The following is a 13,656-nucleotide window of genomic DNA, read 5'->3' as shown; positions in this document are numbered from 1 at the left end:
GTAAGTGAACGCTACCCGGCGGGATTGCGCCCCACCGGGTAGCAACGTAAGTCATCTTTGTTCTGCGACAACTCACAGGAGGGGTCTGAATGAGCCCCGAATACCATCATAGTCCGGCATGCCGAAACAAGGAATTATTATCCTCGAATTCAGATCCGGCAGGTACTGGGCCGGAGACCGTTCGGCATTGGCGGCTGGATCGGCTGCTCCGGAGATTCAACAACCGTCTCGCGGTAGTAGGGACGAAGCTGTTCGGCACCATGTGGGCATGCTATGGATTTACCGTATTCGGACTCTGTCCACTTCTCGACCCGCACCACCTGGGTATCTACTTGTACTGGTCCAATGTTGTCCAGCTCGTCGCTATGCCGATGCTGATGGTAGGCACCGCCCGTATCGGCGCCGAGGCCGAACGTCGTGCCGAGAACAACCACGACAGAATGATGAGAGAGCTTGCACGTAGGTCGGATGTCCCTTCTCGTAGGATCATCTCCGCGTGCCGACTGGTCAGAGAGCCTGGAGGCGGTGCGGTCGAGAGCGGTCGACCGGCGGGTGACTCAACCGAAGAAGCCTGCATATGGACAGCGTCGCTGTGTACACCGACATACTGTCCAGCTGCTATGTGAACCTACTGCGCGGACACGAATCGGGGTCGAGCACCACAAGTGCTCGACCCCGATCCTGGCGCCGAGGTGGCACCTGGATTCTCGATCCTCAGTAGTTCGGCTGTTGCAGCGTTGTCTTCTCGTTGGTGGTGCCGTCCGGCATGGGCCGGCCGGTGGTGTCGAGTTGGGTCATGACGATGTTGACCTGGTCGCCGACCTTCCAGGCTCCGCCCTTGTTCGAATTGACGGTGATCGGTACGGCGTGGGGGGTGCCGTCGCAGGTGATGTACTGGTCTGTGATCGTGACTGCGCCGACCGACCCGTCGGCGGGGTGGGATACCTTCACGTCCAGGCTGTAGACGGTGTCGGCCGCGTAGCAGGTCATGTAGTAGTTGAATACGGCACCGGGGGCGTGGTTGATGCTGCCGGCCGTGACCACGCTGACTGTTCCGGCGGCCGCGTCCGCGGCGGGGGCCAGTGCGATGGGCGCGGACAGGGCTGCGATGCCCAGTAGCAATGCGCTGGAGGTTTTGAACACGGCGCGGCGGGCGCGTCGATCGGTCACCATCGGGAGGTCCCTTCTCTCCGGGCGACGCTCTGGATCGTGTCGTGCCCGTCTATCCGCGGCTCAGGCTACCGGCTCCCGCCGGAATCCACTCGCCGAGCCTCCTCGAAGCGAATCGAGGGATGACCTTCCCGGGCGGTGTCGGCGGGTATGAGGGCGAGCAGGTCCTGGCAGGCGGTGTGTAGCCGGGTGCGCAGGTCTGCGGCACGGTCGGCGAGGTCGGCTTGGTTGCGGACATACTCGGCGCGGCCGGCGGGGGTTTCGATGCGAACGGGGGTGTAACCGTACTCGGTGAGGTCGTAGGGGCTGGCGCGCATGTCGAGTTCGCGTGCGGCGCAGGCCAGTTCGAAGCAGTCGAGCAGGAGGGCCGAGTCGACGAGGGGGACCAGTTTGAAGGCCCACTTGTACAGGTCCATGTTGGCGTGCAGGCAGGCCGGTTGTTCGCGCTGGAGCTGGGATTCGCGGGTGAGGGGTTCGGCGTTGCGGGGGACCGCGTCCGGGGTGAAGAAGCGGAAGGCGTCGAAGTGGGTGCAGCGCAATGACATCGACTCGACCACCGAATCGGTGCCCTCGTGGCCGAGGCGTAGCGGGACCTGTTGGTGGCGTACCTCTTCGCTGCGGTACACCATCGCCCACTCGTGCAGTCCGAAACAGGATAGCTGGGCGGGGCGGGATGCGGTGGCGCGCAAGAGATCCGCCACGTATCCGACGGTGTCGGCGCGGCGGGCGAGGTAGGCGGGATCCGCGGTCCAGGTGCGAATATCCGGCGCGGCCGCCTCGGCGTGGGCCTCCGTCATTCCGGCGTGACTATGGCCGGAACCCGCTAGTTCGGGGGCCGAGGCGGTGGAATCCCGCCACCAGCGCTCCGGCATGACGGCCGGGGGTCGCACCGAGGCGACGGAATGGCGGTGGTATCCGCGCGCGCCGTCGTACTCGCGCGCGTTCTCCAGCGCCACGCCGTACCCCGGATGCCAGCGGCGCAGCTGCGCGGGTTTGTGCCCGTAATAGGTGAACAGGAAATCGATCACCGGATGCTTCGAACCCGCCGCCCGGTGTTCGAGATAGGGCCCGATGAGGCCGTCGACCCGCGCACAGTGGGCTGCGGCCAGGGCGCGCCACTCGTGCTCAGGCAGTAGCCGAATTCGCCGTTGCGCCAGGTCGGAGCGAGGCACGTCGCCGGAGTGCACCGGTGCCCGATCGGCTCCGGCTCGCTCCCGATCCTGCCCGCTCATTCCGCGATGCGGTGGGTGGCGTCGCGCACGGTGCCGACGAACTCCTCCACCAAGTCTTCCAGGGCGACGATGCCGACGGTATTGCCCCGGCTGTCGACGACGCGGCCCAGATGTGAGCTGGTCCGGCGCAGGCGGGACAGCGCCTCGTACAGGGTGGTGCCCATGCTCACAGTCGGCAGCGGGCGGATATCGGCCCGGGGGATGGGGGTGGCCGGGCCCGCCGCGTCGTCGGCGACCTTGTCCAGCACATCCTTGACGTGCAGGTAGCCGACCAGTGTGCCGTCGTCGGTGCGGACCGGGTAACGGGAGAATCCGGTCTCGGTGACCGCGGACTCGATATCGCCGAGCGTGGTCCCGTCCCCGCGCAGCGGCACCGAGCGGGCCTTCTCCAGGGGCACCATCACATCGGCGACGATGCGGTCGGTGGTGCCCAGCGCCTGGGTGAGGCGGCGGTGCTCCTCCTCGTCGATCAGGCCCTCCGAACGGGATTCGCCGATCATCTCGGCCAGTTCGACCGAGGAGACGGTGACGTCGAGCTCGTCCTTGGGCTCGATCCGCAGTGCGCGCAGCGACAGATTCGCCGCCAGGTTGTACAGCATGATCACCGGCCGGGCCAGCCGCAGCCAGATCAGCATCACCGGAACCAGCAGCAGCGCAACGCGTTCCGGACCGGCCAGGGCGATGTTCTTCGGGATCATCTCGCCCAGCAGCATATGCAGCACGACCACCACGCACAGCGACACCGCGAGGGCGATGGGGTGCACCAGCTGCTGGGGCACGTGGGCCAGTGCGAACGGCTCGTGCAGCAGGTGTGCGATGGCCGGTTCGGCGATGCGGCCCAGCAGCAGCGAGCAGATGGTGATGCCCAACTGTGCGGCGGCCAGCATCATCGACAGGTGCTCACCGGCCCGGATCACCGTCACCGCACCGCGTTTGCCCTGTGCGTCCAGGGCCTCGAGCCGATCGCGGCGGGCGGAGATGAGGGCGAATTCGGCGCCGACGAAAAATGCGTTGCAGCACAACAGGATCAGCGTCAGCAGCATTCCGAACAGGTCATGCATGGTGCACCTCCCATTCGACCATCGTGTCCGCGTCGACCGGTCGCAGCAGGATCCGGTCGATCCGCCGCCCGTCCATGCGCTCGACCCGTGCCAGCCAGCCGCCGGCCGAATTCGGCTGCATCGAATTATGTTGCCCGGAACCGGGCTCGGGCAGCAGTACCTCGTCGCCGGGTTCCGGCATGCGGCCCAGGATGGTCAGCACCAGACCGCCCAGGGTTTCGTATTCCCCTTCGGGCGCATCGTATCCGGTGGTGCGGGCGACCTCGTCGATGCGCAGCAGGCCCGAGCAGTCCCAGCCGCCGGAGGTGCGGCGCACGTCGAGCTCCTCCTCGTCGTGCTCGTCGCGCACATCGCCGAGGATCTCCTCGATGATGTCCTCCATCGTGACGATGCCCGCGGTGCCGCCGTACTCGTCGACCACGAGCGCGACCTGCATGCCATCCGCGCGCACTCGCTCCAGGACCTCGTCGCCGTCGAGACTGGCGGGCACGATCGGCACCCGGCGGGCGATGGTGCGCAGCCGGATGCTGCCGCGATCGGGGCCCGGATGCGCGAACGCCTGTTTGACGTGCACGACGCCGAGGGTGTCGTCCAGGTCGCCGTCGATCACCGGAAACCGGGAGAATCCGGTGCGGCTCGCGGCGGCGATGAGGTCGGCGATGGTGTCGTCCTGATCGAGGGACTCGATCTTCACACGCGGGGTCATCAGATCCTCGGCGCTGCGCTCGCCGAATTGCAGCGAGCGGTCCACCACCAGGGCGGTGCGCTGGTCCAACACGCCGCGCTGCGCCGAGGTTCGCACCAGCGAGCCCAGTTCCTCCGGGGAGCGCGCCGAGCGCAGCTCCTCGGCCGGTTCGATGCCCAGACGCCGCACCGCCCAGTTCGCGGTGCCGTTGAGCAGCCGGATCAGCCAGGTGAAGGTGGTCGAGAACACGATCATCGGGATGGCGGTCAGGCGTGCGGCGCGCAGGGGCGCGGCGATGGCCATATTCTTGGGCACCAGCTCTCCGTAGACCATGGACAGCGAGGTGGCGAGCACCAGCGCTACGACAATGGAAATACCTTGCGCCGCACCCGGACTCGCGCCCAGAGCGGTGCACAGCGGGGCGATCAGCCGAGCCAGGACGGGCTGGGCGATATAGCCGGTGATCAGGGTGGTGAGGGTGATGCCGAGTTGAGCGCCCGAGAGCTGGAACGACAGGGTTCGGTGGGCGCGACGCACCTGCCGGGCGCGACGGTCGCCATCGCGCGCATGCGCCTCGACGGTGCTGCGTTCGAGTGCGGTGAGCGAGAATTCGGCTGCGACGAACAGGGCGGTGCCCGCGGTGAGCGCGATGAAACCCGCCAGGCTGAGAATCGTTGGCACGACCGACACGTCAGCACCGTCCCCAATGTCCGATTGGGCTCGACTGCCGGGCTGGAGTATGTCGATGAACTGCTGTGTGGACGGAGGCGCCGGGTATGTCACCCGGCTCGGTAGAGTCGCCCTCCGAGGTAGCGCCGCCGGACGCGGGTGACAAAGGGTTCCTTTCGCAGGTGGAGGCAGATTTCGTCTGACGATCCGGGCGTAAGAGAGCACCCCCACGTCCGACACTCGCCATAATACCGGCAGCCGCCGACGAATCGCCTACCGCGGTGCGCGGCGACGCTCACATCCGGTTCCCGATCAATCCATCGCGGTAATGCAGCGGTCCGCCGGAGTGTTGTTCGGAGTCGGCACGCAGGGTGCTCTGTGTTGCGACGGTGCATCGGGTCGCGGGTGCGATGTCGGGGCGGCATGGGAGAACCGGCCTCCCGCTGCATTCTTCGGGCGGAATCGTCCGAAACCAGAGTTTCGAGGCGGGAAAATGCAGCTGGAGGCCGGTTCTCGCCAGACGGATTCTCGTTATCTCGGACAGTTGCGCCCGAGTCGGCGAATCCGCCTCGGGTCGCTGGGATGATTCAACTCGCACAGCGCGCCATGCGGGCCGCGCACGACGAACAGCGTGCGCGGCACTGCATGGCCGTGAATGCGAGCCCGGCCGATGTGGACTCCAACGGTGAGTGTCCTACCAGCCTGACGGCAGCGGGCGGCCCTCGTTGAATCCCGCGGTGGATTGCACGCCGAGTACCGCCTTCTCGTGAAGTTCGGTGAGCGAGCGGGCGCCGGCGTAGGTGCAGGCGCTGCGGACGCCTGAGCAGATGTGGTCGATCAGGTCCTCGACGCCGGGGCGCTCGGGGTCCAGACGCATGCGGGAGGAGGAGATGCCCTCCTCGAACAGCGCCTTGCGGGCACGGTCGAAGGCGCCGTCGGTGGCGGTGCGAGCGGCGACCGCCCGCTTGGAGGCCATGCCGAAGCTCTCCTTGTAGGCGTTGCCGTCGCGATCGACACGCAGGTCACCGGGCGATTCGTAGGTACCCGCGAACCAGGAGCCGATCATCACGTTGGACGCGCCCGCCGCGATGGCCAGGGCGACGTCGCGCGGATGCCGCACACCGCCGTCGGCCCAGATGTGCGCGCCGAGATCCTGTGCCGCGGCGGCGCATTCGGCCACGGCGGAGAATTGCGGGCGGCCGACGCCGGTCATCATGCGGGTGGTGCACATCGCGCCCGGACCGACGCCGACCTTGATGATGTCGGCTCCGGCCTCGACCAGATCGCGGGTGCCTGCGGCGGAGACCACGTTGCCCGCCACCAGCGGTGTACCCAGGCGCAGATCCGCGATCGAGCGCAGCGCCTCGAGCATCTTGATCTGGTGGCCGTGCGCGGTATCCATGACCAGCACGTCCGCGCCCGCGTCGACCAGCGCCTTGGCCTTGGCGGGGACGTCGCCGTTGATGCCGACCGCCGCGGCGATGCGCAGGTTGCCCCGCGCGTCGACCGCCGGGTCGTAGATGCCGGTGCGGACCGCGCCGGTGCGGGTGAGTACGCCGGCGAGGGTGCCGTCGGCGGCCAGCAGCACCGCGACCGGCGCGTGCCGGGACTCGAGCAGTTCGAAGATCTCGCGCGGCGAGGTGTCGGCCGGGGCGGAGACGAATCCGGCGTCCGCGATCGTGCGTAGGCGCGCGAAGCGGTCGACATCGGCGCAGGACGACTCGGTGACCACGCCGATCGGCCGATCGTTCTCCACGACGACGACCGCGCCGTGTGCCCGCTTGTGGATCAGCGCCAGCGCCTCGGACACCGAATGGTCCGGGCCGAGCACGACCGGGGTGTCGGCGACGAGCGAACGGCTCTTGACGAACGAGATCGTGTCGGCGGCCGCCTCGAGCGGCAGATCCTGCGGCAGCACCACGATGCCACCGCGCCGGGCGACCGTCTCGGCCATCCGGCGGCCCGCGACGGCGGTCATATTCGCCACCACGATCGGGATCGTCGTGCCGGTTCCGTCGTTGGTCGACAGGTCCACGTCGAAGCGGGACGCCACATCCGTCCGGTTCGGCACCAGGAAGATGTCGTCGTACGTCAGGTCATAGGGCGGCTGATGGCCGGGAAGGAACTGCACTTCCATGATTGTAGAGGAGTGCCCGGTGTGTGCGGAAAAGCCGGGCGAATTCGGCCCGGCCCTGGTCACGAGCCGACCACGCGATCGCTACGAATACGCCTGCCAGGACGTCTCGGTGACCGGCCGGGACGAGGTCCGAATGGCTCGAGTTACGCGCGACGACGGAGGCGCCGCCACCATGAGGTTTCAGGTGGGCGTGCGCCTGTGGGTGGTGCGGATGGGGGTGCGGGCCTGCGGTGTGCGCGCCACTGGCTCACGGTCTCCTCGACGTCGACCACGGTGACGTTGACGTGGGGGCCGTGGGGCATGCGGAGCCACTTGGTGATTCGGGTGTTGAGGTCGGCGACGTGGTCGCGGACACGCTGTTCGGAGTTCATCGTGCGTACCACGGTGGGGAGGCGTTCGAGATCGCGCCGCAGCAGCAGGGATTCGGGCAGGATGCCGTCGCCGGTGACGCCCTCGCGGCGCAGATAGTCCTTCAGCCACCAGTCTTCGTCGTAGCGCCGACCCGCGTCGGGCAGGGGTTTGCCCTTGCCCGGCAGGTTCTCGAAATCGCCGCGCTCGTTCGCCGCGCGGATCTGTTTGTCCAGCCAGGATTCGAAGCTCACGCCCGGACGTTTGCGTTCGGTCATCGTCGCCCTCCCTGATCGACACTGTATCTCCAGGATAACCGGTATCTACGACGATCGGTAGTATAAAGACCTCCGATGACGACCCGAGTCCACGCCGGGGCGATCTACAGCACGATGTCTGCCAGGCGCTCGATATCGTCGGGGTCGTCGGTGCCCGGATTGAAGATGAGCTCGTCGATGCCGAGATCGCCGTAGGAGGTCGTCATCTCCCGCACGGCCTGCGGCGAATCGCAGAGCGCGGACGTGGCCACCTTCGCGTAATCCCCTGCGACGCTGTAGTAGTCGTACACATTGCGGCGACCCGCCTCGCCGTCGCCGAGGGCGTAATACACCAGGCCGATCATCCGCGGAGAGCCCTCGCGGCCCCCGTCCTTCCAGGCCGCGCGCGCCGCCTCGAAGGCCGGCGCCGCCATCGCGGCGGGCACCGATCCGGCTACGTAGCCGACACCCCAGCGTGCCATCCGTCTGAGCGCGGCCGGTGCGAATCCGCCGAATACCAGCGGGATCTGCCGTGCGTCGGGAGTTACGGCCGGATTCATTGCGCCACCGACGTTCTCGCCCGCCCAGACCGCGCGGTAGGTCTCCAGATCCCGGTCGAACCGCGCCCCGCGGCCCGCCTCGCCGAAGCCCTCGGCGACGAAATCGTCCGGGCGCACGCCGACGCCGAATCCGGCCGTCAACCGTCCGCCCGCGATGCCGTCGATGCCCGCCAACTCCTTGGCCAGCAGCTGGGCGGGCCAGGTCGGGGCCAGCAGCACACCGCTGAACAGGCCGATCCTGCTGGTCACGGCCGCGGCGGCGGCCAGTGCGACGGTATCGGACACGCCAGGGTAGGCGTGGCGTCCGACGGTCGCCAACGATGAGAACCCGGCCTCTTCGGCGCGTCTGGCGAACTCCGGGATCAGTTCGGGCCGAATGTTCCGTATCTGGTTGGCGATTCCTGTACCGATCTGCACTGCCTGATCTCCTCGGATGCGCGAGCGTAAACGGTTGGGGCGCAACCGCGGTGCGGGACGGCATCCCGAGTACGTCGGAATGCCGGTTCCGCGTGGAGAACTGGTCTCATCGAGCGGCGCAGGCTCAGCCTACAGCTACATTCCACGCGGCGGATCGACCGCGGGTTCCGGCAGATCGGCCGCGCGGAGTGTGGCGATCGGTGAGGTGCGACCGACCGGACCGAGAATCGATCGTCTATTCAATCGGGCGCTACGGTGCTCACCCGCTGACGACCCTGTAGGCGTCTTTCGTTGGCCACCTTGCTCTTTCGCAGGTCGTTCTGCCGCGCGGCGACCTTGGCCTGCTGGGCCTTCTGTTTTGCGGTGCGGATTGCCTTCTGGTCCTTGATACCCATTGGAATTCACTCCTGGGGGGAGGGACTGTGCTGGACTTGAACACCTTCCACGATAAGCCCCTCCCGCGATGAACGAAAGAGCCTGCTGCCCTGGTGAATCCGCGACCGAGGCTGGATGTGGACGGTGGGTCGCCAGGTTACGAGACGTTCGTCAGCGACCCGATCGACGGTGGCCACGCGGGGACGACGGTCGTCCGGCGCCGGGGCGAGGACGCACGCGAGGATCCACGCGTGCGGGGGGCGGGGGAGTGGCCGGATCGGGCACGGGGCGGCCCGAGGGCCTGCGCGCGCCGGTGAGGGTGGTGAGGACGCTGTCGCCCGGACGGACCCGGGCCGTCGTCGCCCGGATTCCGGCGCGCCGCAGCAGGTCCTCGAATTCGGTGTGTTCGTCCTCGGTGAGCATGGTGACGACGGTGCCGCTCTCGCCCGCGCGGGCGGTGCGTCCGGCGCGGTGCAGGTAGTCCTTCGGGTCGGCGGGTGGGTCGACGTGCACCACCAGGGAGACGTCGTCGACGTGGATGCCGCGCGCGGCCACATCGGTGGCGACCAGCACCGGGGCCGAACCGTCGGCGAAGGCGGCCAGGGTGCGGGTGCGCTGAGTCTGGGACCGGCCGCCGTGCAGCGCGTCGGCGGCGACGCCTGATTCGCGCAGCCTGCGGGCCAGTTTGTCCGCGCCGTACTGGGTGCGCACGAACAGCAGCGTGCGGCCCTGTCGCGCGGCGATCTCGCTCACCACCGAATATTTGTCGGCCTTGCGCACCTGCAGCAGATGATGCGCGATGGCCGGGCCGGATCCGACGTCGAGACTCGCGGCGTCCGGGGCGTTCACCGGCAAGTCGGCATCCGTCACCGCCGACACGACCGTATGTGTTCGCGGATCGCGCAGATATCGCTGAACCAGCGAATCCACCGAGTCGTCGAGGGTGGCGGAGAACAGCAGATGCTGGGCGTCGGCGGGAAGCCGGTCCAGCAGAACGGTGATCTGTTCGAGGAAACCCAGCTGGGCCATATGGTCGGCCTCGTCGAGCGTGACCACCCGAACCGCATCGAGCGCCGCCGCGCCCTGCTGGATCAGGTCGTCCAGGCGGCCCGGAGTGGCGATGAGCAGATCCACACCCCGAACCAGCCGCTCGGCCTGCCGCTTGATCGGAACGCCGCCGACCGCCGTGCCCAACCGCAAACCCAGCGCGAGCGCCGCCTCGTCCAGCGCACGCTCGATCTGCAGAGCCAACTCTCGGGTCGGAGCGAGGATCAGACCGCGCGGCTGCCGTGGGGCCGAGACACCTTTGGTCAGACGGGCCAGCATCGGCAGTCCGAATGCGAGGGTCTTACCGGATCCGGTCGCTGCCCGGCCGAGAAGGTCGTGCCCGGCGAGAATGTCGGGGATTGTCGCGGCTTGAATCGGAAACGCGGTCTCGAGCCCAGCCCGCCGCAACGCATGCACCAGCGGTATCGGCAGGCCCAGCTCCGCGAACCCGGCCGCCCGCACCGCGTCCGGCTCTGCGCCGGTTACGACACCCGGCTCGCCCGTAGTGTCCAGCCCTGGCACCGTGCCCGGCTCGGCCATGCCGCGCGGCTCAGGCACTGAACAATCGGTCCAGCTCGACCAGCCAGGGGATCGCGACCGCCAGGGTCGGCACCACCAGAATCGCCGCGGCCACGAGATAGGCCGCGGCCGCGATGCGCGGGTCGGCCAGGGGGCCGGACAGGCGCTGGATACGGATCAGGGTGGTCGGGCCGCCGACTGCCATCGCGCCCTGTGGCGCGGTCGAATTCGAGCAGGCGACCAGCGCGCGGGCCAGGGGGGTCGGGCCGGTGACCTTGATCGCGGAATCGTCGGCGAGCAATTCGATCAGCAGTTTCACCGAATCCAGTGCGGACTTGCTGCGCACGAATCGGGGGAACGCCTCGTGCGCGGCGGTGAACGCCTCGAGCACCAGATCGTGCCGGGCGCGCAGGTGCGAACGCTCGTGACTGACGATCGCGGTGAGTTCGGATTCGGACAGGCTCGCGAACGTGCCCTGGCTCAGCACGACCCGGCGGCGCAGGCCGGGCAGGCAGTAGGCGATCGGCTCGGCCGCGGCCAGCACCCGAATGTCGGCGGCGCGCTGACCGCTGAATTCACCGCCCTGATCGAGCAGATCGACCAGCAGGCGGTGCCGCGCGCGACGACGGCGGGTGTGGATGCCCACGCGGACCACCATGTAGATGAGCCGGGCGCCGACGAGCAGGGTGAGCGCGAAAACGACCACGTATGCCACCCACAACGGCAGGCCCAGCGCGTGGATCTCGCCGGTTAGGGAGGTGGTGGGGCGGCCGCGCGGGTCGGGCACCAGCAGCAGGCTGGCGATCGCGAGGCCGGAACCGAACGCACTGAGCACCGCGGCCAGGGCCACGGACTGCCAGAGCACCAGTGCCGCCCGGGGCGTCCGGTACGGCCATCTGGCTCGGCTGAGCAGGGCTGGGACCGGTCCCGCGAGTAGCAAGGCGAGACCGGCGAATATCGGCGCGGTTGCGTTCATGCTCAGCTCACTGCGTTGTGGGGCCAGGGCCCGAGATCGCGGCGCGGGAGACGCCGCAACCCGTGAAACTAGTGCGGCGGGGCGACTCCCTTGTCGTCGGACGCAGTGCGCTTGTCGTCTTTCGGATGGGCACGCGCGGCCTCGGTTGCTTCGAGCTTAGCGAGTGCCTCCCGCAGAGCGGCAGCCCCGTCGTTACCGACCTGTTCGACGAAGTGCACCAGCGCCGCGCGGCGGCTGCCGACCTCGTCGGCCTGCTGCAACGCATCGACCATCAGGCTGGCGACCAACTCGTCCCGCGTGTGCACCGGCGCATAGCGGTGGGCGCGGTCGTCGCGCTGCTGCACGACCAGATTCTTCTTGGCCAGACGCTGCAGAACCGTCATCACCGTGGTGTACGCGAGTTCGCGATGTGCCGCGAGCGCCTCATGGACCTGCCGGACCGTCTGGGGTTGATCGGCCGACCACAACTGGTCCATGACCGCCTTCTCGAGTTCACCAAGACCTGCCATCCCTCGAGTCTACGGAGTCAACGACATCCACGCGTACTACAGGTCGTCGTAACCTGCCGATAGCTGTGTGGGATTTTTCATAGTGACCAGGTCGGCTCGCACGTTCCTACCCCCGATCGGCACGATCATCGGCCGCCCGGATACCGGATCCTCGTGCACCTGGGCGCGCAGCCCGAACACCCGGGCCAGCAGATCCGCGTCGATGATCTCCATGGGCGAACCCTGGGCGACGATTCGCCCGTCGCGCATCACCACGAGCTGGTCGCTGTAGCGGATGGCCATGTTCAGATCGTGCAGCACCATCACCACGGTGCGGCCCAGTTCGGCCCGCAGCAGGTCGACCAGGTCCAGCACCTCGAGTGAGTGGGCGAGATCCAGGTAGGTGGTCGGCTCGTCCAGCAGCAGCACATCGGTGCCCTGCGCCAAGGCCATCGAGATCCAGGCTCGCTGACGCTGCCCACCGGACAACTCGTCCAGGGTTCGCCCGGCCAGCTCGGCGATGCCGGTCCGTTCGAGTGCGGCGTCGACTTCGGCCTCGTCGTCGGGCGACCACTGCCGCAGCCAGGATTGACGCGGATGCCGCCCGCGCGCAACCAGATCCGCGACGGTCAGCCCCTCGGGCGCCACCGGTGTCTGCGGCAGCACGCCGAGCAGCCTGGCCACATCGCGTGACTTCATGCCGGAAATGGCCTTGCCGTCCAACAGGACTCGGCCCGACTTCGGGCGAAGTAGGCGACCCAGGGCGCGCAGCAGTGTGGACTTGCCGCAGCCGTTGGGGCCGATGATCGTGGTGACCAGTCCGGATTCGATTGTGAGGGAGAGGCGTTCGATGATAGCGCGGCTTCCGTAGCCGAGTGTCAGATTGTCCGCGACCAGCCGATGCGAAACGGAATCCCGTGTGAACCGCGTTTCGGCATGCACATGCGAGGTTGGGTCCGGCACGGATGACGCTCGGCCCCGCGCGAGCGATTCCTGTTCGGGTGCCGACGGAGCGGCCGGGGTCCGATCGTTCGACGTCAGGGGCTGTGGTGGTGATGTCGAGGTCTGCTGATCGGACGTCGGTGTCCGCGATGCGGAGGCTGGTCGTGACGAGTCCCAGGTCGGCGACGATGAAGTGGTCATGCGAGGGTGGCCTTCCGATTCACGCGCACGAGCAGGAACAAGAGCACGGGTCCGCCGAGTGCGGCGGTGACCAGCCCCACCGGCAGGCCAACGGGCAGCGCGGTATGCACGATCACATCGGCGGCCAGGACCATCAGCGCGCCGGTCAGGGCCGAGCAGAGCACCGGTTCGCCGGGGGAGCGCATCAGCCGGCGGGCGATCTGGGGCGCCGCCAGTGCGACGAAGGAGAGCGGGCCGACCGCAGCGGTGGCCAGAGCCGCCGCCGCTGCCGCGATGAGCAGTAGGCCGTGTCCCGATCGTGGTCGGACGCCCAGTGCCAGTGCGGTATCCGTGCTGAAGCGCAGCACGGCGAGGGTGCGGGTCGAGGCGATGCTCACCACCAGCACGAGTACGAGTCCGATCGCGGCCGGCGCGGCGCGGGTCCAGTCGGCCTCGTCCAGGGATCCGGTGAGCCACATCTCGGCGCGGGCGGCGTCCGGTAAGCCGATCTGCCCGACGAGCCAGCTGATCCCCGCCGTCAGCACGGTGTTCACCCCGATCCCGATGAGCACCAACCGCATTCCGCCCACCCC

14 protein-coding genes are annotated in these 13,656 nt (G+C 68.2%); all 14 read right to left on the bottom strand.

What is annotated here, in order from left to right; all coding sequences use genetic code 11:
- Nucleotides 1-149: 149 nt before the first annotated feature.
- Entirely contained in the window at nt 150-434 is a 285-nt protein-coding gene (locus tag JZ791_RS10565) for a hypothetical protein (RefSeq protein WP_216894048.1), read from the bottom strand.
- 280 nt (nt 435-714) lie between these two features.
- Nucleotides 715-1,173, bottom strand: a complete 459-nt coding sequence (locus JZ791_RS10560; protein ID WP_216894047.1) for a hypothetical protein — start codon at nt 1,171-1,173, stop codon at nt 715-717.
- Between the two features lie 65 nt (nt 1,174-1,238).
- A complete protein-coding gene (locus JZ791_RS44905) occupies nt 1,239-2,312 on the bottom strand; it encodes a 3-methyladenine DNA glycosylase (RefSeq protein WP_438804500.1) in 1,074 nt (357 codons plus the stop codon).
- An 86-nt stretch (nt 2,313-2,398) separates the two neighbouring features.
- Nucleotides 2,399-3,463: a hemolysin family protein gene (locus JZ791_RS10545; protein WP_216894046.1), complete on the bottom strand. Its 1,065-nt coding sequence runs from the start codon at nt 3,461-3,463 to the stop codon at nt 2,399-2,401.
- Nucleotides 3,456-4,838 (bottom strand): hemolysin family protein, encoded by a 1,383-nt coding sequence (locus JZ791_RS10540; protein WP_216894045.1) that lies wholly within the window; start codon nt 4,836-4,838, stop codon nt 3,456-3,458. Before JZ791_RS10540 ends, JZ791_RS10545 begins: the two co-directional genes overlap by 8 nt.
- A gap of 673 nt (nt 4,839-5,511) precedes the next feature.
- The gene (locus tag JZ791_RS10535) at nt 5,512-6,948 is read right to left on the bottom strand and encodes a GuaB1 family IMP dehydrogenase-related protein (RefSeq protein ID WP_216894044.1); all 1,437 of its coding nucleotides are present in this window, start codon (nt 6,946-6,948) and stop codon (nt 5,512-5,514) included.
- A gap of 149 nt (nt 6,949-7,097) precedes the next feature.
- Nucleotides 7,098-7,580, bottom strand: a complete 483-nt coding sequence (locus JZ791_RS10530) for a DnaJ family domain-containing protein (protein WP_216894043.1) — start codon at nt 7,578-7,580, stop codon at nt 7,098-7,100.
- A gap of 104 nt (nt 7,581-7,684) precedes the next feature.
- The gene (locus JZ791_RS10525) at nt 7,685-8,536 is read right to left on the bottom strand and encodes an LLM class flavin-dependent oxidoreductase (RefSeq protein WP_216894042.1); all 852 of its coding nucleotides are present in this window, start codon (nt 8,534-8,536) and stop codon (nt 7,685-7,687) included.
- 239 nt (nt 8,537-8,775) lie between these two features.
- Nucleotides 8,776-8,931, bottom strand: coding sequence for a hypothetical protein (locus tag JZ791_RS10520; RefSeq protein ID WP_216894041.1), 156 nt, complete (start codon nt 8,929-8,931; stop codon nt 8,776-8,778).
- 151 nt (nt 8,932-9,082) lie between these two features.
- A complete protein-coding gene (locus JZ791_RS10515; RefSeq protein WP_308162878.1) occupies nt 9,083-10,516 on the bottom strand; it encodes a DEAD/DEAH box helicase in 1,434 nt (477 codons plus the stop codon).
- Nucleotides 10,509-11,453 (bottom strand): M56 family metallopeptidase, encoded by a 945-nt coding sequence (locus JZ791_RS10510; RefSeq protein ID WP_216894040.1) that lies wholly within the window; start codon nt 11,451-11,453, stop codon nt 10,509-10,511. The genes JZ791_RS10515 and JZ791_RS10510 overlap by 8 nt, the downstream gene beginning before the upstream one ends.
- Before the next feature lie 68 nt (nt 11,454-11,521).
- Complete coding sequence (locus JZ791_RS10505) at nt 11,522-11,962, bottom strand: BlaI/MecI/CopY family transcriptional regulator (RefSeq protein WP_216894039.1); 441 nt, start codon at nt 11,960-11,962, stop codon at nt 11,522-11,524.
- Between the two features lie 36 nt (nt 11,963-11,998).
- A complete protein-coding gene (locus tag JZ791_RS10500; RefSeq protein ID WP_308162880.1) occupies nt 11,999-12,883 on the bottom strand; it encodes an ABC transporter ATP-binding protein in 885 nt (294 codons plus the stop codon).
- 197 nt (nt 12,884-13,080) lie between these two features.
- Nucleotides 13,081-13,656: iron chelate uptake ABC transporter family permease subunit (locus JZ791_RS10495; protein WP_216894037.1), on the bottom strand; the 576-nt coding region annotated here is incomplete at its 5' end.

This window comes from Nocardia alni, assembly GCF_019038435.1.
Taxonomy (GTDB): Bacteria; Actinomycetota; Actinomycetes; order Mycobacteriales; family Mycobacteriaceae; genus Nocardia; species Nocardia alni.
Note: the sequence above shows the minus strand (reverse complement) of the source record. Positions and strands in the feature narration are given on the sequence as shown.